Raw genomic sequence first — 22,094 nt, 5'->3', positions numbered from 1 at the left:
GGTCGAGACCGTGGCTCCGCACCCCCGAAGTGAACTTTTGTGCGATTGGCTGGTGTCCGGCCTCAGGAGATCGACCTCCGGCTATCGGAGACCTGGGGCCCGGCACATGGGCAGCTCGCTCATGTTCACTCAACGGGTAGGGGCATGAAATGACCGTCAAGTCCTTCGACCGCGTCAGGGCCATCGGATTCCGTACCGTCGCGGCCTCCGCGCTGACCGCCGCCGCCGTGCTGGGGGGCACCGCGGCGGCGCAGGCGACCGCGCCGGCCAAGGCGGCCACGGCGGCTCCGGCCACCGTCAAGGCTCCGGCCGCGGCCGTGAAGTACTGCAAGTACAAGGTGACCACCCAGGCCGGCGTCAACGTCCGCAGCGGCCCGGGCACCAACTACTCGATCGTCGGCACGTACGCCTACGGCCAGACGTTCTGGGCCAAGGCCGCGAGCGTCAACGGCTGGCGCTACATCTCGTCGGCCCGCTACGTGACGACGCAGCACACCGCCCAGGTCACCAGCACGCCCTGCCAGTACAGCTGACAAACCTCCGCCGGAGCGGATGGCCGAAAGCTGTCGGTCCGTCACCATGCGTACGGCCCGGTCGTCGTGGATTCCCCGCGACGACCGGGCCGTTCGTCGTTTATCGCCCCTGTTTCGTGAGAAGTGTCACCCGCATGGGGAGGGTCTCGAAGCAACTCTTTTTGGGCGTCCGGCTGCTGTTCGGATGTCCGGATAGCGACCGCCGTGCTCCGGAAGTTGCGTTAACAGTCCGTTTCGCGGGCGTCTGTCTAGGATCACTTTGTCCGGATTTCGGGCTTCCGGAGACCGGTGATGTTGTCAAACCGAGACCCTTTAAGTGTGGTTTACGGCTCGGCCGTACTCAATAGTTGGCTCCATTGAGCTCGGGTCAATGGGTCACGCGCTGTGGGGAGCGCCGACTCACGAGCACACTTCGGGGTCACTGTTCATCGCCGTCAGGGGTGTCGGCGACGTATCAGTGCCCCTCTTGCAGTGATCAAAAGTGGACTCTTGAGGAGGAGAACCCATGCGTGGTTCCAAGATGGTCGGGTGCGCGATAGTCGTCGCCCTGGCTGCGACCGCCTGTGGCGGTAGCGGTGGCGACAGCGAGAGCAAGGGCAGCTCCGGCGGCGGGTTCAGCATGAACATCGCCGAGCCCAAGCGCCTCGTCCCGCAGTCGACCACCGAGTCCGGTGGCTCGCAGGTCCTGTCGGGCCTGTTCACCCCGCTGGTCGACTTCGACGCGAAGAACCAGCCGGTTCTGGCCGCCGCCGAGTCCATCGAGAGCCCGGACAACAAGGTCTGGACGGTCAAGCTCAAGGACGCCACCTGGCACGACGGCAAGCCCGTCACCGCCAAGGACTACGTCGGCGCCTGGAACTGGGGCGCCTACGGCCCCAACGCCGCCGACGGCAACTACTTCTTCGGCACCATCCAGGGCTACGACGAGATGAACCCCGTCGACCCGGACGGCGAGGAGGGCCCGAAGAAGGCCGAGGAGCCGAAGGCCAAGGAGCTTTCCGGCCTGAAGGTCATCGACGACAAGACCTTCGAGATCACCCTCAAGGCCCCGTTCGCCGGCTACAAGTCCGTCCTGGGCTACACGGTCTTCTACCCGATGCCCGAGTCGGCGCTCACCGACCTCAAGGCGTACGAGGAAGCCCCGATCGGCCAGGGTCCGTTCCAGATGGACGGCAAGTGGAACCACGACAAGTTCGTGAAGGTCAAGGCCTACCCGGACTACAAGCTCGGTGAGAAGCCGAAGGTCGACTCGGTCGAGTTCCGGATCTTCCAGGACCAGAACACCGCGTACAACGACCTGCTCGCCAACAACCTCGACATCGTGGACCAGATCCCGACCGAGGTCATGGGCACCGCCCCGGGCGAGCTGGGCGACCGCTTCAAGACGTCGCAGGCCTCCACCTTCCAGTTCGTCGCCTTCCCGACGTACGACAAGAAGTACAGCGACGCGCGCGTCCGCAAGGCCATCTCGATGGCCATCGACCGTGACGAGATCATCAAGGTCGTCTTCCAGGACTCGCAGTCCTCCGCGCGTTCCTTCGTCTCCCCGGTCGTGGGCGGCTACCGCGAGGACACCTGTGGCGAGGCGTGCAAGTTCGACCCCGCCGCCGCCAAGAAGCTGCTCGCCGAGGCCGGTGGCATCGAGGGCAACAAGATCAACATCGGTCACAACGCCGACGGTGGCCACGAGCAGTGGATCAACGCCACGTGTGACCAGCTCAAGAAGAACCTGGGTCTCGACTGCGTGAGCCAGGCCGTGCCGAAGTTCGCCGAGCTGCTGACGCAGGTCGAGAACAAGAAGTTCTCCGGCATGTTCCGCATGGGCTGGATCATGGACTACCCGTCCATGGAGAACTACCTCGGCCCGCTGTACAGCACCGGTGGTTCCTCGAACTACTACGGCTACAGCAACAAGGACTTCGACCGCCTCCTCCAGGAGGGCCGCGAGGCCAAGACCGAGGCCGAGGCCATCCAGAAGTGGCAGGCCGCCGAGGACATCCTCGCCAAGGACATGCCGGTGATCCCGCTGCGCTTCGGCAAGAACGTCTTCGGTCACTCGACCAACGTCAAGAACGTCGAGATGAACCTGTTCAACCAGGTTGAACTCACCAAGGTCGAGAAGTCCTGACCTGCGTCCCGCGTGACGCAGTAGTCAAAAATTAGGGCCTGACGACGGGGGGCGGACCCACATCCGCCCCCCGTCGTTCCCACGAGGAGGAACCATGGGCCGCTACGTCGCAAGACGGCTGCTCCAGATGCTCCCGGTCATCATCGGGACCACCTTTCTGGTCTTCGCTCTCGTCACCGCCATGGGCGGTGACCCGGTACAGAACCTGTACGGAGAGCGTCCTGTTCCGGAAAGCATCAGAGTTGCGCTGACCGCGCAGTACCACCTGGACGACCCCCTGCCGATCCGCTACGGCTACTACCTCGCGGGTCTGGTCCAGGGTGATTTCGGGACGAGCCTCAGTGGCTCCCGTCCCATCAGCGAGATGATCGCCGACGCGTGGCCGGAGACCCTCCGCATCGCCGGTATCGCCTTCGTCTTCGAAATGATCATCGGTGTCGCCGCCGGTGTGATGGCGGGCATGCGGCGCGGAAAGTTCCTGGACAACCTGGTCCTGCTCTCCACGCTGACCGTCATCGCTGTCCCGATCTTCGTCCTCGGGCAGGTCAGCCAGATCTTCCTGGGCGTCAAGGCCGGCATCTTCCCCGTCTCGGGGACCAACGAAGGTTTCGTCAGCTACCTTCTGCCGGGCCTTGTCCTCGGTTCCGTCTCGCTCGCCTACATCGCGCGCCTCGCGAGAGCCTCCGTGGCGGAGAACCTGCGGATGGACTACGTGCGTACGGCCAAGGCGAAGGGCCTCTCCCCGTCCCGGATCACCGGGATCCACGTCCTGAGGAACTCGCTGATCCCCGTGGTCACCTACCTCGGCGCGGACCTCGGAACGCTCATGGGCGGGGCCATCGTCACCGAGCGGATCTTCAACATCCCCGGTGTCGGCTACAACCTCTTCAAGGCGATCCAGATCGAGGACGGACCGGCGCTCGTCGGCTTCGTGACCCTCCTCGTCATCGTCTACGTGGTGATGGCGCTCGTCGTGGACCTGCTCTATGCCGTGCTTGACCCGAGGATTCGCTATGCCTGACGCAACCAAGACTTCCGCAGCCCCGGAGTCCGCCGAGGAGGCCAAGGCCGCATCGGCGAAGGGCACCAACTCCCCTGTGAAGGAGATGGCCAAGCCGCGCAGCCTCCTCCAGGACGCCGTCCGCGACCTCGTGCGCCGGCCGCTCTTCCTGATCCCCTCGGGCATCATCCTGGTGCTCGTCGCGATGGCCGCGTTCCCGTCGCTGTTCGCCAGCGCCGACCCGCAACTGTGCGAACTGGGCCGCTCGTTGCAGAAGCCCAGCGCCGACGCCTGGTTCGGTTACGACGCCCGTGGCTGCGACGTCTACGCCCGTACGATCTACGGCACCCGGACCTCGATCACCGTCGGTGTCCTCGCCACCCTGGGCTCGGCCCTCATCGCCCTGGTCTTCGGCCTCGTCGCCGGGTTCTACGGCAAGTGGATCGACGCGATCATCTCGCGCGGCATCGACATCGTGATGGGCATTCCCTTCCTCGTCGGCGCCATCGTCATCCTCAACAGCTTCCGTGACGACGACGGGTTCCGCATCGGCGGCATCTGGGGCGTGCTCACCGCGCTCACCGTGCTCGGCTGGATGAGCATGGCCCGCATCATGCGCTCCACCGCCATGCAGACCAAGCAGGCCGACTACGTCACCGCTGCCCGGTCGCTCGGTGCCTCCACCGGCCGGCTGATGTTCCGCCACGTGCTGCCGAACGCACTGACCCCGCTGATCGTGCTGGCGACCATCTCGCTCGGTGTGATCATCTCGGCCGAGGCGACGCTCAGCTTCCTCGGTGTCGGCATTCAGGAGCCGACCATCTCCTGGGGCGTCATGATCAACCAGTCGCTGGGGCGCATCCGCGAGTCGCTGCACCCGCTGCTCTTCCCGGCCGGCTTCGTCAGCATCACCGTGCTGGCGTTCATCATGCTCGGCGACGCGGTGCGCGACGCCCTCGACCCCAAGCTGCGCTGAGGGAGGCGTACGTGACTACGATCGAAAAAACCGCGAACGTCCCCGCTCCCCGCAGCGACGACGGACACCAGGGCCCGCTGCTCGAAGTGCGTGACCTGCACGTCGAGTTCCACACCCGCGAAGGCGTCGCCAAGGCGGTCAACGGTGTCAACTACACCGTCGACGCCGGTGAGACGCTGGCCGTGCTCGGGGAGTCCGGCTCCGGCAAGTCCGTGACCGCCCAGGCGATCATGGGCATCCTGGACATGCCTCCGGGCCGTATCCCGCAGGGAGAGATCCTCTTCCGCGGCCAGGACCTGCTCACCATGTCCGAGGAGGAGCGCCGCAAGATCCGTGGCCGCCGCGTCGCGATGATCTTCCAGGACGCGCTCTCCTCGCTGAACCCGGTTCTGACCGTCGGCTACCAGCTCGGCGAGATGTTCCGGGTCCACCTGGGCATGTCCAAGAAGGAAGCCAGGCTCAAGGCCATCGAGCTGATGGACCGGGTCCGCATCCCGGCGGCGAAGGAGCGGGTCGACGACTACCCGCACCAGTTCTCCGGCGGTATGCGCCAGCGCATCATGATCGCCATGGCGCTGGCCCTGGAGCCCGACCTGATCATCGCGGACGAGCCGACCACCGCGCTCGACGTGACCGTCCAGGCCCAGGTCATGGACCTGCTCGCGGAGCTGCAGCGCGAGTTCAACATGGGTCTCATCCTGATCACCCACGACCTCGGCGTGGTCGCGGACGTGGCGGACAAGATCGCCGTGATGTACGCGGGCCGGATCGTCGAGACCGCTCCGGTGCACGAGCTCTACAGCCGCCCGTCGCACCCCTACACGCGCGGTCTGCTCGACTCCATCCCGCGGCTGGACCAGAAGGGCCAGGAGCTCTACGCGATCAAGGGCCTGCCGCCCAACCTGACGCGTATCCCCGCGGGTTGCGCGTTCAACCCCCGCTGCCCCAAGGCGCAGGACATCTGCCGTACGGAGATCCCGGCGCTGCACCCGGTCACCGAGCGGGACGGCACCGACCTGCCGGGCCGCGGAAGCGCGTGCCACTTCTGGAAGGAGACGATCCATGGCTGAGCTCGACAAGGAGTCCGTGGACGCCACCCCTCACGTCACCGAGGTGGAGACGGTCGCCGTCGCCACCGAAGAGGACGCCGTCGCCGCCATCGAGGCGCCGGTCGAGCGGGGCGAGCCGATCCTCCAGGTGCGCAACCTGGTCAAGCACTTCCCGCTGACCCAGGGCATCCTCTTCAAGAAGCAGATCGGTGCGGTCAAGGCCGTGGACGGGATCTCCTTCGACCTCTACCAGGGCGAGACGCTCGGCATCGTGGGCGAGTCCGGCTGTGGCAAGTCCACCGTCGCCAAGCTGCTCATGATGCTGGAGAAGGCGACCGCGGGCGAGGTCTTCTACAAGGGCCAGGACATCACCAAGCTGTCCGGCCGCGCCCTGAAGGCCGTGCGCCGGAACATCCAGATGGTGTTCCAGGACCCGTACACCTCGCTGAACCCGCGCATGACGGTCGGCGACATCATCGGGGAGCCGTACGAGATCCACCCCGAGGTGGCTCCCAAGGGCGACCGCCGGCGCAAGGTTCAGGAGCTCCTGGACGTCGTGGGCCTCAACCCGGAGTACATCAACCGGTACCCGCACCAGTTCTCCGGCGGTCAGCGCCAGCGCATCGGCATCGCCCGCGGCCTCGCGCTCAACCCGGAGATCATCATCTGCGACGAGCCGGTCTCCGCGCTCGACGTGTCGGTGCAGGCGCAGGTCATCAACCTGATGGAGAAGCTCCAGGACGAGTTCAACCTCTCCTACCTCTTCATCGCGCACGACCTGTCCATCGTCCGGCACATCTCGGACCGGGTCGGCGTCATGTACCTCGGCAAGATGGCCGAGATCGGTACGGACACCGAGATCTACGACCACCCGACGCACCCGTACACCCAGGCGCTGCTCTCCGCGGTGCCGGTGCCGGACCCGGCGGCGCGCGAGGGCCGCGAGCGGATCATCCTCACCGGTGACGTTCCGTCACCGGCGAACCCGCCCTCCGGCTGCCGCTTCCGCACCCGGTGCTGGAAGGCGGAGGAGCGCTGCGCGACGGAGATGCCGCTGCTGGCGATCCCCGAGCGGTTCGTCGCGGCGGGCGGCCCGGCCGCGCACGAGTCGGCGTGCCACTTCGCCGAGGAGAAGGACGTCGTTCACGCGGCGTGACCGATCCCGGTAGCCGTACGTCGGATGCCCGGCCCCCTTCCGAGGGAGCCGGGCATCCGTGCGTCGGGGCCGGGGGGTCCGTGCGTCCGGCCGGGCCCGTGCCCGTACGGGGTAAGCCCGCATGCGGTGTGTGGCGGTATGGGGTGATATGAGGCATTGAGCTACTCGATGACTCTAGGAGGCACTTCATGCGCGGAGCCACACGGACCCGGTGGGCCGCCTGTGCGGTGGCGGTCGCCCTGGCAGCGACGGCCTGCGGCGGCGGAGGCGGCGACAACGGCGGCGGCAGCGGCGCCGACGGCATCGTCAGCTCCTCCTGGGGCGACCCGCAGAACCCGCTGGAGCCCGCCAACACCAACGAGGTGCAGGGCGGCAAGGTCCTCGACATGGTCTTCCGGGGGCTCGTCCGGTACGACCCCAAGACCGGCGAGGCGCAGAACATGCTCGCGGAGTCCATCGACTCCGACGACGCCCAGAACTTCACGATCAAGCTCAAGGAAGGGTGGACCTTCTCCAACGGCGAGAAGATCACCGCCAAGTCCTTCGTGGACGCCTGGAACTACGGCGCGGCGCTGAAGAACAACCAGAAGAACGCCTACTTCTTCCAGTACATCGAGGGCTACGACCAGGTCCACCCCGAGTCCGGCACCGCCTCCGCCGAGACCCTCTCCGGGCTCAAGGTCGTCGACGACCTGACCTTCACCGCCAAGCTCAGCCAGAAGTTCTCCCTCTGGCCCGACACCCTCGGCTACTCGGCCTTCGTACCGCTGCCCAGGGCGTTCTACGACGACCACGACGCCTGGCTCTCCAAGCCGATCGGCAACGGCCCGTACACCATCCAGTCGTACGCCAAGGGCTCCTCGATGAGCCTGCGCCGCTGGGACGACTACCCGGGTGACGACAAGGCGAAGAACGGCGGCGTCGACCTCAAGGTCTTCACCGACAACAACACCGCCTACACCTCGCTGACCTCGGGCAACCTCGACCTGGTCGACGACGTGCCCGCCTCCCAGCTCCGCAACGTCGAGCAGGACCTCGGCGACCGGTACATCAACACCCCCGCCGGCATCATCCAGACGCTCGCCTTCCCGTTCTACGACAAGGAATGGGACACCGACGGCGCCCGCAAGGTCCGGCAGGGCCTCTCCATGGCGATCAACCGGAAGCAGATCACCGACCAGATCTTCCAGAAGACCCGCACCCCCGCCACCGACTGGACCTCCCCGGTCCTCGGCGAGGACGGCGGCTTCAAGGAAGGGCTCTGCGGCAAGGAGTGCGAGTACAACAAGGCCGAGGCCAAGAAGCTGATCGACGAGGGCGGCGGCATCCCCGGCGGCCAGCTGAAGATCTCGTACAACGCCGACACCGGCTCCCACAAGGAGTGGGTCGACGCCGTCTGCAACAGCATCAACAACGTCATGGGCAACAACCAGGCCTGTGTCGGCGGCGCGGTCGGCACCTTCGCGGACTTCCGCAGCCAGGTCTCCACCCAGAAGATGACGGGCCCCTGGCGTGCGGGCTGGCAGATGGACTACCCGCTGATCCAGAACTTCCTGCAGCCGCTCTACTACACCAACGCCCCGTCCAACGACGGCAAGTGGACCAACAAGGAGTTCGACGACCTGGTCGACCAGGCGAACGCCGAGACCGACAAGGCGAAGGCGATCACCACCTTCCAGGACGCCGAGAAGGTGCTCGTCGAGCAGATGCCGGCCATCCCGCTCTGGTACCAGAACGGCAGCGCGGGCTACTCGGAGCGGGTCGACAACGTCGAGCTGAACCCGTTCAGCGTGCCGGTCTACACGGAGATCACCGTCAAGTGACCCGCACCGGCGTCAGCTGACACCCGGTGGCCGGGGCGACCGACGCGCGCCCCGGCCGCCCGCCCATCCGGCCTGTCCGCCCCGACCCCCGGAGCCCCTCATGGGACGTTATGTGATCCGGCGGCTGCTGCAGATGATCCCCGTCTTCTTCGGCACCACGCTGCTGATCTTCCTCATGGTGAACGTGATGGGCGACCCCATCGCGGGCCTCTGCGGCGACCGCCAGTGCGACCCGGCCACCGCCGCCCAGCTGCGCTCCGAGTTCGGCCTCGACAAGCCGGTCTGGCAGCAATACCTCACCTACATGGGGAACCTCTTCACCGGAGACTTCGGCACCGCGTTCAACGGGCAGAAGGTCACCGAGCTGATGGCCACCGCCTTCCCCATCACCATCCGGCTCACCATCGTCGCGATCGTCTTCGAGATCGTCATCGGCATCAGCCTCGGCGTGGTCACGGGCCTGCGCCGCGGCCGCCCCGTCGACACCACGGTCCTCATCCTCACCCTGATCGTCATCGCCGTCCCCACCTTCGTCACCGGCCTGCTGCTCCAGCTCCTCCTGGGCGTCAAGTGGGGCATCATCAAGCCCTCGGTCTCCCCGGACCCCACCTTCGACGAGCTGCTCGTCCCCGGTCTCGTCCTCGCCTCGGTCTCGCTCGCCTACGTCACCCGGCTCACCCGGACCTCGATCGCCGAGAACGCCCGCGCCGACTACGTACGCACCGCCGTCGCCAAGGGGCTGCCCCGGCGCCGGGTCGTCGTACGGCACCTGCTGCGCAACTCGCTGATCCCCGTCGTCACCTTCATCGGCACGGACGTGGGCGCCCTGATGGGCGGGGCCATCGTCACCGAGCGGATCTTCAACATCCACGGCGTCGGCTACCAGCTCTACCAGGGCATCCTGCGCCAGAACTCGCAGACCGTCGTCGGGTTCGTCACCATCCTGGTGCTGGTCTTCCTGGCCGCCAACCTCATCGTCGACCTCCTGTACGCCGTACTCGACCCGAGGATCCGCTATGCCTGAGCCGCAGACCCCGGACGAAGCGATCTCCCAGGCGGGCGCCGGCGGCGCGACGGACCTCGCCATGGCGGAGGGCACCAGCCTGGAGAAGACCCCGGGCGGCCCCGACGGCACCGGCCCGGCCGGGAAGCCGCGCAGCCTCTGGTCGGACGCCTGGCGCGACCTGCGGCGCAACCCGGTCTTCATCATCTCCTCGCTGATCATCCTCTTCCTGGTGATCATCTCGATCTGGCCCTCGCTCATCGCGAGCGGCGACCCCCTCCAGGCCAATCTGGACGACGCCCAGAAGGGCTCCGAACCCGGCCACCCCTTCGGCTTCGACCCCCAGGGCCGCGACGTCTACACCCGGGTCGTCTACGGCACCCGCACCTCGGTCACCGTCGGCGTCTGCGCCACCCTCGGCGTCGCCCTCCTCGGCTCCCTGCTCGGCGGGCTCGCGGGCTTCTTCGGCGGCTGGTGGGACTCGATCCTCTCCCGCCTCACCGACGTCTTCTTCGGCATCCCCGTCGTCCTCGGCGGCCTGGTCTTCCTCTCCGTCGTCACCAGCTCCACCGTCTGGCCCGTCGTCGGCTTCATCGTCCTGCTCGGCTGGCCGCAGATCGCCCGTATCGCCCGCGGCTCGGTGATCACCGCCAAACAGAACGACTACGTCCAGGCGGCCCGCGCGCTCGGCGCCTCCAACTCCCGGATGCTGCTGCGCCACATCGCCCCGAACGCCGTCGCGCCCGTCATCGTCGTGGCGACCATCGCGCTGGGCACGTACATCTCGCTGGAGGCGACCCTGTCCTTCCTCGGCGTCGGCCTGAAGGACCCGGCCGTCTCCTGGGGCATCGACATCTCCGCCGCCGCCAACTACATCCGCAACGCCCCGCACATGCTGCTCTGGCCCGCCGGGGCGCTGGCGATCACCGTGCTCGCCTTCATCATGCTCGGCGACGCGGTGCGCGACGCCCTCGACCCCAAGCTGCGCTGAGGAGCCGGTTGCCATGTTGCTCGAAGTGCGCGATCTGCACGTGGAGTTCCACACCCGCGAAGGCGTCGCCAAGGCCGTCAACGGGGTCAACTACTCGGTGGCCGAGGGCGAGACGCTCGCCGTGCTCGGTGAGTCCGGCTCCGGCAAGTCCGTCACCGCCCAGGCGGTCATGGGCATCCTCGACATGCCGCCCGGGAAGATCGCCGGCGGCGAGATCCTCTTCAAGGGCCAGGACCTGCTGAAGCTCAAGCCCGAGGAGCGGCGCAAGATCCGCGGCCAGGAGATGGCCATGATCTTCCAGGACGCGCTCTCCTCCCTGAACCCGGTCCTCACCGTGGGCGAACAGCTCGGGGAGATGTACGTCGTCCACCGCGGGATGTCCCGCAAGGACGCCAAGGCCAAGGCCGTCGAGCTGATGGAGCGGGTGCGCATCCCGGCGGCGAAGGAGCGGGTCGGCCAGTATCCGCACCAGTTCTCCGGCGGTATGCGCCAGCGCATCATGATCGCCATGGCGCTGGCCCTGGAACCGTCCCTGATCATCGCGGACGAGCCCACCACCGCCCTCGACGTCACCGTCCAGGCCCAGGTCATGGACCTGCTCGGGGAACTCCAGCGCGAGTTCAACATGGGCCTCATCCTCATCACCCACGACCTGGGCGTCGTCGCGGACGTGGCCGACAAGATCGCCGTGATGTACGCGGGCCGGATCGTCGAGACCGCCCCCGTCCACGAGATCTACAAGGCCCCGGCCCACCCGTACACCAAGGGCCTCCTCCAGTCGATCCCGCGCCTGGACCAGAAGGGCCAGGAGCTGTACGCGATCAAGGGGCTGCCGCCCAACCTGCTGCACATCCCGCCCGGCTGCGCGTTCAACCCCCGCTGCCCGATGGCGAGGGACGTGTGCCGCACCGATGTGCCGCCGCTCTACGAGGTGGACGAGCAGCGCCGGAGCGCCTGCCACTTCTGGAAGGAGACGCTCGATGGACGCTGACCGCGAGGCACGCGAAGGGGGTTCGACGCTGCTCTCCAAGGCGGGGGAGGGCAGCAGGCCGTACGTCGAGGGCGAGCCGATCCTCGAAGTGCGGGACCTCGCCAAGCACTACCCGCTGACGCAGGGCATCCTCTTCAAGAGGCAGGTCGGCGCGGTCCGGGCCGTCGACGGCGTCGACTTCGACCTCCACGCGGGCGAGACCCTCGGCATCGTGGGGGAGTCCGGCTGCGGCAAGTCCACGGTCGCGCGGATGCTCGTCCACCTGGAGAAGCCCACCGCCGGGGCCATCCGCTACAAGGGCGAGGACATCTCCCGGCTCTCCGGCCGCGCGCTCAAGGCCGTGCGCCGGAACATCCAGATGGTCTTCCAGGACCCGTACACCTCGCTCAACCCGCGCATGACGGTCGGGGACATCATCGGGGAGCCGTACGAGATCCACCCCGAGGTCGCCCCCAAGGGCAGCCGGCGCCAGAAGGTGCAGGACCTGCTGGACGTGGTCGGGCTCAACCCCGAGTACATCAACCGCTATCCGCACCAGTTCTCCGGCGGCCAGCGCCAGCGCATCGGCATCGCCCGCGGCCTCGCGCTCAACCCGGAGATCATCGTCGCGGACGAACCGGTCTCGGCGCTCGACGTCTCCGTACAGGCCCAGGTCGTCAACCTGCTGGACCGGCTCCAGGCGGAGTTCAGCCTCAGCTTCGTCTTCATCGCCCACGACCTCTCCATCGTCCGGCACATCTCCGACCGGGTCGGGGTCATGTACCTCGGCCGGATCGTCGAGATCGGCTCCGACGCGGAGATCTACGACCACCCCACCCACCCGTACACCCAGGCGCTGCTCTCCGCCGTCCCCGTACCGGACCCGGAGGCGCGCGCCCACCGGGAGCGGATCATCCTCCACGGCGATGTGCCCTCACCCGCCAACGTGCCGTCGGGGTGCCGCTTCCGCACCCGCTGCTGGAAGGCGCAGGAGCGGTGCGCGCTGGAGGTGCCGCTGCTGGCGGTCCCGGCGGAGTTCCGGCTCGTGGACAGCCCGGCCCGGCACGACTCGGCGTGCCACTTCGCGGAGGAGAAGCGGGTGGTGCCGCCGGAGGGGGAACTCGGGACGCCGGGCCGTCCGGTGGAGGAACTGCGCGAGCCGGACTCCGGGGAAGGGCCCCCGGAGCCCTGAGGCGGCGGCGGGGCTGAGGCCGGGGGCGGCCGTTGAGTAGGGTGCCCAGTGACTCAGGCGTTCCTGAGCTCGACCAGTGGTGCGATCCCGGGGGGATCGTGGCCCTCGCGACCTCGACCGGGTCCCGCGAAGGCCCTCCCCGACCCGCGCCCGACATGCGGAAATACGGGGAAAATGATCAACAGCAAGCTCACCGTGGGTATAGCCGGTCCGACGGGTGCGACGGGAACCCTCTGCCTCGACGAGCGGCCGCCCGTCCCGGGGGACCCTCTCGGCATCCACGATCTCACTCCGCGCGAGCGGCAGGTCCTGCTGCTGCTCGGGCAGGCGGCGACCAACCGTGAGATCAGCCACAGCCTGGGGATCGCCGAGCGGACGGTGAAGTCCCATCTCACCAGCGTCATGGGCAAGCTGGACGTGACGACCAGGACCGAGGCGGCCATCTTCTCCTACGTCCACCACTCGGCCCTGGTCCACGAGGAGCCGGACGCCGCCGCTTCCTGACGGGCCGTCTGCGACCTTCGGGCGATGCCCGTTGGTCCGATGCCCGAAGATCCCATTGCCGGGGCCGGACGGGCCCGGGGATGATCGTTTCCGCGGCCGGTCCACGGCCGCGACCCATCACCAGGCCTCCTGACCCGGGGCCGGTGTCGTCCGTCCCCGGCGGGGATCCCCCCACATGTCAGCAGCGCCCGACGGGGCGCGGCTCCGCCATGCCCTGAGGGGCGCCCGCGCGGGAAGATACGAGGAGTTCAGCACCATGGCGTCCACATTCGTTTCCCGGCTCTTCAGCGTCACGGCGGCGACTGCCGCAGCCGGCGCGCTGGTTCTCACGGCGAGCCCGGCCCACGCCACCAGCTCGTCCCAGAGCTGGAACATCAACGGCGGCTACAAGGCCACGGTCAACGCCTGGCACTGCGGCGTGTACGTGAAGGCCTGCGACTGGAAGACGTCGACGAAGCTCTACAAGGGCAAGTCGAGCGCGAAGGCCACCTGGATCCAGTCCCGCGCGATCGTCAAGTCGCACGGCATCGGCGCCTCGCTGGAGATCTCCAAGAGCCCGAGCATCAAGATCTACTCGAAGACCAAGGACAAGGCCGAGTACCGCTGGAAGAACACCAAGACCTGGATCTCGGACGCCTCCGGCCAGGTGAAGCCGGGCTTCACCGCGACCCACATCTCCACCAAGAGCTGTGGTGCGCTGAAGATCGGCAAGAACATCAACTTCAAGGAGAAGTGCGTCACCGCCGGAGCCTTCTGAGCCGGATCCGCGCTTTCCCGTGCCTTCCCGCTGACTTGCGCCCTTCCGCGCTCGTCCGTGAAGGCGTAACCGGCTCCCGCGTCTTCGGGTGAAGGCGCGGGAACCACCGCCCGGGGCGGGTCACCCGTGCGCCCCCGCCCTGGTGTGGGGGCGCACGGGTTCGGTTCGTTGCTCGCTGGGGGAGCCGGGCCGGTTCACCCCCACAGCCAGGTCGCCGTCACAGTCAGGTCACCGTCATGAAGAAAGCCACCGCCAGGGCCGCCGTCGCCGCGCTCGTCTGCGCGGTCCTCGCCGTCTCCTGCACCGCACCGTCGGACGGGACCGCCCGGAGCGAGCCGCCCGCCCCGGACGCCGCCGCCTCGGGGCGGGCCTCGGCGGACCCCTTCGAGACGCTGGTCAGCCGTCAGAACGGGCTCTTCTACCACCCGTTCCTGCGCACGCACCCCACCTCCGCCCAGGACCAGTCGTTCGCGCTGCGCACGCTGCGCGAGGCGGGGGCCCGGCCCACGGTGGAGCTGACGGCGGCGGTGAGCGACGAGGTGCGCTCGGACGCGCTCGCCGTCTCCGCCGTCTGGGGCCGGTACTGGCTGATCGCCTTCCGGGACGCCGGGGCACGGAACGCGCTGACCGGGGCGGACGCGGACGCCGTCGAGCGGCTGTACCGGCCGGGCGGCTGGTACGAGGACCCCGCCCTGGGCGACGACCCGGCCCAGCGGCTCAGCGCCACCTGGGCCGCGCTGGAGGTCCTGGACGCCGTGGGGCGGCCCGGGCCCGGCAAGCGGCGGGAGGCGACGGCCCGTTGGCTCACCTCGCTGGCCGACGGCGACCCCGGCCTGGAGGAGGCCGGTGCCATCGCCCGGTCGCTGCGGCTGCTCGGCCGGCCCGTCCCCGCACGGCTGAAGGCCCTGAAGGCGCCCCCGATGGCGGACTTCGGCTCCCTGTCCCCGGACGAGCGGGCCCAGCGGCTGCTCGACACCTACGGCTACGTCACGCTGGCCGAATCGGCGGGCATCGCCCCGGAGGTGGACCGTACGGCGTGGCGGAAGGCCCTCGGCGACAACGCCGAGGCCCTGGAGTACGACCAGCTCTACTACCTCGCCCGGGTGCTGCGGGCCGGGGGCGAGGACGGGGACGTCCTGCGCCCGGTCGTCCGGCGGCTGGAGAGCAGCCGGCTCCCCGACGGGACGGTCGGTGACCCGTCCTCGTACGTCGGCACCGGCGACGCCTCGCTCTTCGTCCAGCTGCTCCGCACCCTCGCCGGGGACGGGGCGCGCGATGTCCGGCTGGCGCGGGCGGTGCGCGAGGAGAAGGAGACCGACGACGCCCCCGACGACCCGGTCAGCCGCATCACCCGTGCCGCGCTGCTGCGTTCGGCGGCCGGGGACGGGGTGCCGCAGGACGTACGGGCCCTGTGCACGGACGGTTCGGTGGTGCCGTCCGAGGTGACGCAGGACGACGCCGTGGAGTGGCAGCGCATGGTGCTGCTCTGCGCCGAGGCCGGGGCGGAGACCCCGGCGCCCGCCGTCACCGCCTGGCCGGTCCGGACCCGGCAGCAGATCAGGGACGCGGCGGCGCTGGTCGACGGGCTGACCCTGCTGGGCACCGAGAAGGTGCCCGCCTGGGTGGACACGGCGGCGCTGCGACGGGCGGCGATCAACCCGGAGGCGGGGACTCCGCTGTACGAGCAGGCGCTCGCCGCGCTCGCCTACCTCCGCGCGGGCGGAAAGGCGGACGCCGCCCTGCTGTCGGCGCTCCGGAGCGAACAGGCGGCGCAGCACGGCTGCCCCGGTCTGCCCGGCCTGTACCGGATCGGCGCCGGTGACCAGGGCTGCGACCTCAAGACCACCTGGGCCGTACGGCGGCTCGACAGGCAACTCGACGGAAGACTTCTCCGTCTTCCGGACGGCACACACGCACCATCAGGAAGTGAGAAGCAAGGGTGACCGCACTACTCGAAACCCGGGGGGTGTCCAAGACGTACCCCTTCCGGGGGCGCGCCGTCGATGTCCTGTCGGACGTCGACTTCTGCGCCCACGCAGGGGAGTTGACGGCGATCGTCGGTCACTCGGGCACCGGCAAGTCGACGCTGCTGCACATCCTCGGCCTGCTGACCGAGCCGGACCGGGGCAGCGTCGTGGTCGACGGGACGGACACCTCCGGGCTGGGGGACGGCGAACTCGCCGATCTGCGGCGCGCGAAGATGGGCTTCGTCTTCCAGTCGTACAACCTGCTGCCGCAGCACTCCGCCCTGCGCAACACCCTCATCCCCTCGGTACGCCGGGGGAAGGAGGCCCAGGACCGGGCCCGGGAGCTGCTGGAGCGGGTCGGCCTCGGGGAGCGGGTGGACCACCTCCCGGCCCAGTTGTCGGGCGGTGAGCAGCAGCGCGTGGCCCTGGCCCGCGCCCTGGTCAACGACCCGCCGGTGATCCTGGCCGACGAGCCCACCGGCAACCTGGACAGCGAGAGCGAACAGCGGCTGCTGGCCCAGCTGTTGGAGCTGGCCCGGGAGGGCCGCGCAGTGGTGGTCGTCACCCACAACCAGGCGGTCTCCGACGCCGCCGACCGGGTCTACCGCATGGCCGACGGCCGTGTGAGCAGCCCGCAGCTCCGGAAGGAGGGCTCCCGATGAGTCTCTGGTCCCTCGCCCTGGCCAACGTATGGGCGCTGCGACGGCGCCTGGTCGGGCTGGTCGTGCTGGTGTCGGCGGCGGTCGCGGTCTGTCTCGGCGCGTTCGCCATCACCGACCGGGCGCAGGCCGTGACGACGAGCGATGTGAAGGAGAGCACGGCCAACCGGTCCATCACCATCGACCCGCCGGGGGAGGGGTCGGGCAACCCGCTCCTGACCGCCCGTTCGGTGAAGGAGCTGTCGGAGCTTCCGCGCGTCGAGTCCGTGCAGTACCGGCTCCAGGCCTCGTTCGGCCTGGTCACCGATGACGGCAACGGCCCGCTGCTGTACGCCACCACCTACCGGGCCGCCCTGCCGCCGCCCGTCGTGGACGCGGTGCGCGAGGACCTCTTCCCGCTGCGCGCGGGCGAGGTGGTGCTGCCGTCGCGCTCGCAGGGCTTCGACCTGACCCCGTACCTGGGCAAGAAGGTCACCGCCACGACCACCCGGTTCGTCCGGGAGGGCGAGGGGACCGGGGTGGACCAGCCGGTGACGGTGGTCGGCCTCTACGACGCCACCTGGCAGCTCGACAACCCGGACGCCGCCTACGCGGACGACGCGACGGTGATCCGCTGGGCGGCCGAGCGCAACGGCCGTCCGGTCAAGGACTTCGTGGACACGGTCGGGTACGACCAGCTCACCGTGGTGGCGCAGAAGGAGTCGGACGTACCGGGGCTGACCCGGCAGATCCAGGACCGCCACTACACCGCCACCACGCTCCGCCAGGTCCTGGACACCCTGCCCGGCATCCTGGAGCTGATCCGGGTGGCGGGCCAGGTGCTGCTCGTCGTCCTCGGCCTGCTCGCCTTCGCCGGTACGGTCACCGCCACCGGGGCCCTGGCCCGCAGGCGGGCGCAGGAGATCGGCATCCTCAAGGCGGTGGGCTTCCGGACCCGGTTCGTCCTGGCCCTGCTGGTGGCGGAGATGAGCCTCGTCGCGGCCGTGGCCGCGGTGGTGGGCGTGGTCCTCGGGGTGGGTCTGGCCGGTGCGGGCGCGGCGGGTCTGCGGACGGTGCCCGAGCTGAAGCCGTACGTGGAACAGGCGCTTCCGCTGCCGTCGGCGGGGATCCTCCTGCCCCTGGTCGCGGCGGCGGTGCTCGTCGTCGTCGCCGGTTCCCTCGGCCCCGCCCGGCGCGCCGCCCGGATGTCCCCCACGCAAGCCATGAAGGACTGGTGACCCCCGCGATGACGCCCGAAGCAAGGGTGACGAAGACCGTACGCGCGGCCTCGCGCGCCGCTGCCCTCCTCGCCGCGACCGGCCTGCTGGCCGCGGCGAGCGCCGGATGCTCCGCGCCGGACGAGGAGATCACCCTCGGCAAGGACTGGGCGGGGGCGCAGTCGTACGTCGTCGTCGACATCTCCGGCACCGAGGCGGTGGCCGGGGTCGACCCCCGTACGCACAAGGCCGAGCCCCTGGCGCTCGTGCCCCGGCACGGTGACGACGACGATGTGCTGGCGCCCCAGCTGGCGCGGCTCTCCGACGGGGAGTGGGTGCTCGCCGTGCCCCGCAAGGACGGCGGGCCGGACCGGCTCTACCGGGTCGACCGGAAGGCCGGGAAGCTCGTCGAGCAGGGCGAGCACGAGGCGCTGCACGCGATCCTGCCCGCCCGCACGCTGATCGCGGACGCCAAGGGGCTGGACGGTTCGGGGGCGGCCACGGAGGTCCTGGTGAAGGACGCGAAGAGCTGGAAGGTCCAGCGGAAGGTGAAGGTCCCCGGCTCGCTCGCGTACGCCTCGGCGGACCCGGCCTCGGACACCGTCTGCCTGGCGACCGGTTCGTCCCCGGACGTGACGGTCCACGCCCTGGACCTGGCCGGCGGGAAGCTGACCAGCGGACCGGGCCCGAAGGGGACGGACGTCCAGGGCGTCGCCTGCTCCGGCGGGGCCCCCGTGGCGGCCGGGGTGACGGAGGCGCGGCCCGACGGCGAACCGCCGGCCGAGGCGACCCTGAAGATCATCGCAACCAGGGCCGGGACGACCATCACCGCCGACACCGGCCGCATCGAGGACGTCCAGGCCCAGGACGGCACCTCCACGGTGGCCGTCGCACTCGCGGTCGGCGACCGGACCGAGATCGTCGAGGTGGACACCCGCGCCGGCAAGGAGCTGCGCCGGACGGAGCTGGAGGGGGCGGGCACCCTGCGGGCGCTGCGCCACACGGACGGCGGCTGGCTGGCCTACACGCAGGACGCGGTCTCGCTGGTGGACCGCACGACCGGCAAGGAGCGGACGTTCGGCCTCCCGGGGGCGTACGTCGCCGGCTGACGGCCCCGCGTGAGGCGAATGGGCCCGCCCCCTGTCGCAGGGGGCGGGCCCATTCATGTGTGCTGCCGTGGCAGGCGGTCAGCCCTTGGTGCCGCAGGGCTTTCCGGCCTTGATGTCCTGCACGGCCGGGCCGAGCGCCGAGAGGACGGCCGAGGCGTCGGTGCCCTCGTTGCGCAGCCGGACCTGGACGCTCGGGTTGCGGTCGTACGTGGAGAACATCTTGGAGGTCCGGTCGTCCGCGGGCTTCTGGGCGACCCAGTCGACCCCACCCTCGTCGACGCACTCGGCACCGGCCTCGGGCGCGGGCATCCCGCAGTAGACGATGACGTCGCCGTCCCCCCAGGCGGCGGCGCCCGCGACGTTCGAGCTCTCCTTCTCGTACCCGCCCAGCTTCCCGGGCAGCTTGCCGGTGAGCGTGTCGCACGCCGGACTGCCCGAGAAGGGCGGCTTGGTGAGGTTGTAGCCGTCTCCGCCGCCGCAGCCGGCGAGGACGGCGGTACACGCGGTCAGGGCGGCGGCGAGGCGCAGCGGCCCACGGATGTTCCTGGTCATGGGATTCCCCCCGTACGGGTGGTCTGTCGGTCGGTACAGAAACCTATCTCCCACCTGTGCGCCGACGGCGGAGTCCCGGCCTCCGCGGGCTGTGACCTGCCTGACACCGGAGCCGGGAGGTCCCTGGCCGATTCGTTAACAGGCAGGCAACTCCGCCGACGTCACACCGATATACGGACGTTCCAAGCTGAACGGCGTACGGCCGTGCGGGTGCCGTGGGCCGGCCGGGGCGTCGTCGTGTCGCTCCGGCCGGTTGGCCCCGCCCCCGACGGCCTTCCGCCGCGAGGCCGCTACGGCGGCCCTCAGCCGCGGGACAGCCCCAACGACCGCTTGAGGAAGTCCACCTGGAGCAGCAGCAGGTTCTCCGCGACCTGCTCCTGCGGCGTCATATGGGTCACCCCGCTCAGCGGCAGCACCTCGTGGGGCCGCCCGGCCGCCAGCAGCGCCGAGGAGAGCCGCAGCGCGTGCGCGACCACCACGTTGTCGTCCGCGAGCCCGTGGACGATCATCATGGGCCGCACCTGCTCGGCCGCGTGCGCGAGCCCGTCGTCGGTCATCAGGGCGTTGTACGCGTACACCTCGGGCTGCGCGCCCGGGTCCCCGAGATAGCGCTCGGTGTAGTGGGTGTCGTAGAGCCGCCAGTCCGTCACCGGGGCGCCCACCACGGCCGCGTGGAAGACGTCGGGGCGGCGCAGCACCGCGAGGCCGGAGAGGTAACCCCCGTACGACCAGCCCCGGATGGCGACCCGGTCCAGATCCAGCGGGAACCGCCCGGCCAGGGCGTGCAGGGCCTCGATCTGGTCGTCCAGGGTGAGGACGAAGTCGTCCCGTACGGCCTTCTCCCAGGCGGGCGAACGGCCCGGGGCGCCGCGCCCGTCCGCCACGACCACCGCGAAGCCCTGGTCCGCGAACCACTGCGAGGTGAGGTGCGCGTTGTGGGCGGCGACCACGCGGCGGCCGTGCGGACCACCGTACGGATCCATCAGGACCGGAAGGGGACCGTCCGACTCCTGGTACCCCGACGGAAGCAGCACGGCGCACGGAATCCGCCGTGCGCCCCCCTCGGTGAGCGTCACCTGTGCCGAGAGCACCGGCTCCTGCGCGAAGCTCGCGATCCGGACCAGCCGCTTGCCGTCCCGGACGACCCAGGCGGCCGATCCGGGCGTGTCCGGGGTGGCCGAGACCAGTACGGTCAGCTCGCCCGAGCGCACGGCGGAGTGCACACCCACCCCTTCGGAAATCCGCTCGATTCCCAGCTCGTTGACCCGGTACACATGGCTCTCCCCGGTCTCCGGAGCCGCCGCCTCCTCGCCCGCCACGGCGGAGACCAGGATGTCCGACTCCCCGATGTCCAGCACCGCCTGGATGTGCAACTGGGCCCCGGTCAGCGGCCGGTCACCGACGGCCAGCACCCGGGCGCCGCCCTCGTCCGCGATCCGTACGAGCCGCCCGTCCGGCGCCCACGCGGGCACCCCGCCGAACAGATCCAGCCAGACCGGGTCCTCGTCCACATGGACGATCCGGGTCTCGCCGGACTCCGGGTCCACCGCCAGATACCGCTGACTGCGCTGGTCGCGGGCCTGGACGAGGAGCAGCGGGGCACCCGCGGCGGACCAGTGCACCTGGGCCAGGTACGGGAACGCCGCCCGGTCCCAGACCACTTCCGTACGCTCTCCCTCCAGGTCCACCACGAAGAGCCGCACCTCGGCGTTGGGCGTCCCCGCCGCCGGATAGGCCACCTCGGCCGGCTTCCGCTCCGGGTGCGCGGGATCGGCGATGAACCACCGCTGTACGGCGCTGTCGTCGGCCCGCGCGACCAGCAGCCGGTCCGACTCCGGCGACCACCAGAAGCCCCGGAAGCGGTGCATCTCCTCGGCCGCCACGAACTCGGCCAGACCATAGGTGACATGGGCGTCCTCGGGCTCGGCCAGCGCCCTGTCGCCCTCGCCCTCCGCGCCCACGACCCGCAGCGCACCCTTGGAGACGTACGCGATCTGGCGCCCGTCGGGGGAGGGGCGCGGGTCCAGCACCGGGCCCGGCACCGGCAGCGCCCGCGCCGTTCCGGCCCGCAACTCGGCCACGTACACCTTCCCGGAGAGCGCGAAGGCGGCCAACTCTGCCGCCGCGTCCACCGCGTAGGAGACGATCCCGGCCGACCCCTCCCGGGTCCGCTCGCGTCGGGCCCGCTCCTGCGCCGACAGCCGCTCCGCCGAACCGCCCAGCAGCGCCTCGGGATCCGCGACCAGCCGCTCCTGCCCGGAGGCCGGGTCCAGCACCCAGAGGCGGTTGGTGCGGTCGGTGCCCGAGGTGGAGCGCAGGAAGATCACCCGCGTCTCATCCGGTGAGACGGTGAAGGCTCTCGGTGCGCCGAGAGTGAACCGCTGGGTCCGTGCGTGCTGGCGGGGAAAGGACAGCTTCGGTGAGGTCATGGCCTCGAACTTAGCTTCGCGCAGCGGTTCGTGCGCCCCTCGTGCTGCTGTGCCCCGATCAATGCGTTGGCACGGATAGTTATGATCCGTAGCGCTCGGT

The 22,094-nt window shown here is 69.7% G+C and carries 19 protein-coding genes; 17 read left to right on the top strand and 2 right to left on the bottom strand.

The genetic code is table 11. The features are described from left to right. Window positions 1-149 precede the first annotated feature (149 nt). From DJ476_RS10730 to DJ476_RS10650, 17 genes are all read left to right on the top strand, one after another. The gene (locus tag DJ476_RS10730; protein WP_070205122.1) at window positions 150-533 is read left to right on the top strand and encodes an SH3 domain-containing protein; all 384 of its coding nucleotides are present in this window, start codon (window positions 150-152) and stop codon (window positions 531-533) included. A gap of 505 nt (window positions 534-1,038) precedes the next feature. Next, a complete protein-coding gene (locus DJ476_RS10725) occupies window positions 1,039-2,661 on the top strand; it encodes a peptide ABC transporter substrate-binding protein (RefSeq protein ID WP_070205121.1) in 1,623 nt (540 codons plus the stop codon). A gap of 94 nt (window positions 2,662-2,755) precedes the next feature. Beyond that, complete coding sequence (locus DJ476_RS10720; protein ID WP_070205120.1) at window positions 2,756-3,682, top strand: ABC transporter permease; 927 nt, start codon at window positions 2,756-2,758, stop codon at window positions 3,680-3,682. Continuing rightward, window positions 3,675-4,637, top strand: a complete 963-nt coding sequence (locus DJ476_RS10715; protein ID WP_112490388.1) for an ABC transporter permease — start codon at window positions 3,675-3,677, stop codon at window positions 4,635-4,637. Before DJ476_RS10720 ends, DJ476_RS10715 begins: the two co-directional genes overlap by 8 nt. An 11-nt stretch (window positions 4,638-4,648) precedes the next feature. After that, window positions 4,649-5,707, top strand: a complete 1,059-nt coding sequence (locus tag DJ476_RS10710) for an ABC transporter ATP-binding protein (RefSeq protein ID WP_112490387.1) — start codon at window positions 4,649-4,651, stop codon at window positions 5,705-5,707. Beyond that, window positions 5,700-6,842 (top strand): ABC transporter ATP-binding protein, encoded by a 1,143-nt coding sequence (locus DJ476_RS10705; protein ID WP_103416504.1) that lies wholly within the window; start codon window positions 5,700-5,702, stop codon window positions 6,840-6,842. The genes DJ476_RS10710 and DJ476_RS10705 overlap by 8 nt, the downstream gene beginning before the upstream one ends. Before the next feature lie 188 nt (window positions 6,843-7,030). Beyond that, a complete protein-coding gene (locus DJ476_RS10700) occupies window positions 7,031-8,665 on the top strand; it encodes a peptide ABC transporter substrate-binding protein (protein ID WP_112490386.1) in 1,635 nt (544 codons plus the stop codon). Between the two features lie 100 nt (window positions 8,666-8,765). Beyond that, a complete protein-coding gene (locus DJ476_RS10695; RefSeq protein ID WP_028416214.1) occupies window positions 8,766-9,689 on the top strand; it encodes an ABC transporter permease in 924 nt (307 codons plus the stop codon). Further along, complete coding sequence (locus DJ476_RS10690) at window positions 9,682-10,659, top strand: ABC transporter permease (protein WP_112490385.1); 978 nt, start codon at window positions 9,682-9,684, stop codon at window positions 10,657-10,659. The genes DJ476_RS10695 and DJ476_RS10690 overlap by 8 nt, the downstream gene beginning before the upstream one ends. 13 nt (window positions 10,660-10,672) lie before the next feature. Next, window positions 10,673-11,650 (top strand): ABC transporter ATP-binding protein, encoded by a 978-nt coding sequence (locus DJ476_RS10685; protein WP_103416501.1) that lies wholly within the window; start codon window positions 10,673-10,675, stop codon window positions 11,648-11,650. After that, entirely contained in the window at window positions 11,640-12,821 is a 1,182-nt protein-coding gene (locus DJ476_RS10680; RefSeq protein ID WP_112490384.1) for an ABC transporter ATP-binding protein, read from the top strand. Before DJ476_RS10685 ends, DJ476_RS10680 begins: the two co-directional genes overlap by 11 nt. A 174-nt stretch (window positions 12,822-12,995) precedes the next feature. Continuing rightward, window positions 12,996-13,325 carry a helix-turn-helix domain-containing protein gene (locus tag DJ476_RS10675; protein ID WP_208853487.1) on the top strand — a complete coding sequence of 110 codons (330 nt, stop codon included), beginning with the start codon at window positions 12,996-12,998 and terminating at the stop codon, window positions 13,323-13,325. A gap of 256 nt (window positions 13,326-13,581) precedes the next feature. Next, window positions 13,582-14,082: a hypothetical protein gene (locus tag DJ476_RS10670; RefSeq protein WP_070205112.1), complete on the top strand. Its 501-nt coding sequence runs from the start codon at window positions 13,582-13,584 to the stop codon at window positions 14,080-14,082. A gap of 236 nt (window positions 14,083-14,318) precedes the next feature. Continuing rightward, window positions 14,319-16,025 carry a hypothetical protein gene (locus DJ476_RS10665; protein WP_112490383.1) on the top strand — a complete coding sequence of 569 codons (1,707 nt, stop codon included), beginning with the start codon at window positions 14,319-14,321 and terminating at the stop codon, window positions 16,023-16,025. 23 nt (window positions 16,026-16,048) lie between these two features. Further along, on the top strand, window positions 16,049-16,711 hold the full coding sequence (locus DJ476_RS10660) for an ABC transporter ATP-binding protein (protein ID WP_112490382.1): 663 nt from the start codon (window positions 16,049-16,051) through the stop codon (window positions 16,709-16,711). After that, entirely contained in the window at window positions 16,708-17,925 is a 1,218-nt protein-coding gene (locus DJ476_RS10655; RefSeq protein ID WP_103416497.1) for an FtsX-like permease family protein, read from the top strand. The genes DJ476_RS10660 and DJ476_RS10655 overlap by 4 nt, the downstream gene beginning before the upstream one ends. 8 nt (window positions 17,926-17,933) lie before the next feature. Continuing rightward, the gene (locus DJ476_RS10650) at window positions 17,934-19,013 is read left to right on the top strand and encodes a hypothetical protein (protein ID WP_318294542.1); all 1,080 of its coding nucleotides are present in this window, start codon (window positions 17,934-17,936) and stop codon (window positions 19,011-19,013) included. Between the two features lie 78 nt (window positions 19,014-19,091). On the opposite strand, the gene DJ476_RS10645 is transcribed toward DJ476_RS10650, so the two are convergent. Both DJ476_RS10645 and DJ476_RS10640 read right to left on the bottom strand, forming a co-directional pair. Next, entirely contained in the window at window positions 19,092-19,565 is a 474-nt protein-coding gene (locus tag DJ476_RS10645) for a DUF3515 family protein (RefSeq protein ID WP_070205108.1), read from the bottom strand. 302 nt (window positions 19,566-19,867) lie between these two features. Beyond that, complete coding sequence (locus tag DJ476_RS10640; protein ID WP_112490380.1) at window positions 19,868-21,994, bottom strand: S9 family peptidase; 2,127 nt, start codon at window positions 21,992-21,994, stop codon at window positions 19,868-19,870. Window positions 21,995-22,094 lie beyond the last annotated feature (100 nt).

It is taken from the genome of Streptomyces bacillaris (assembly GCF_003268675.1).
Taxonomy (GTDB): domain Bacteria; phylum Actinomycetota; class Actinomycetes; order Streptomycetales; family Streptomycetaceae; genus Streptomyces; species Streptomyces bacillaris.
The sequence above is the reverse complement of the archived record's forward strand: the minus strand, read 5'-3'. Positions and strand labels throughout refer to the sequence as shown.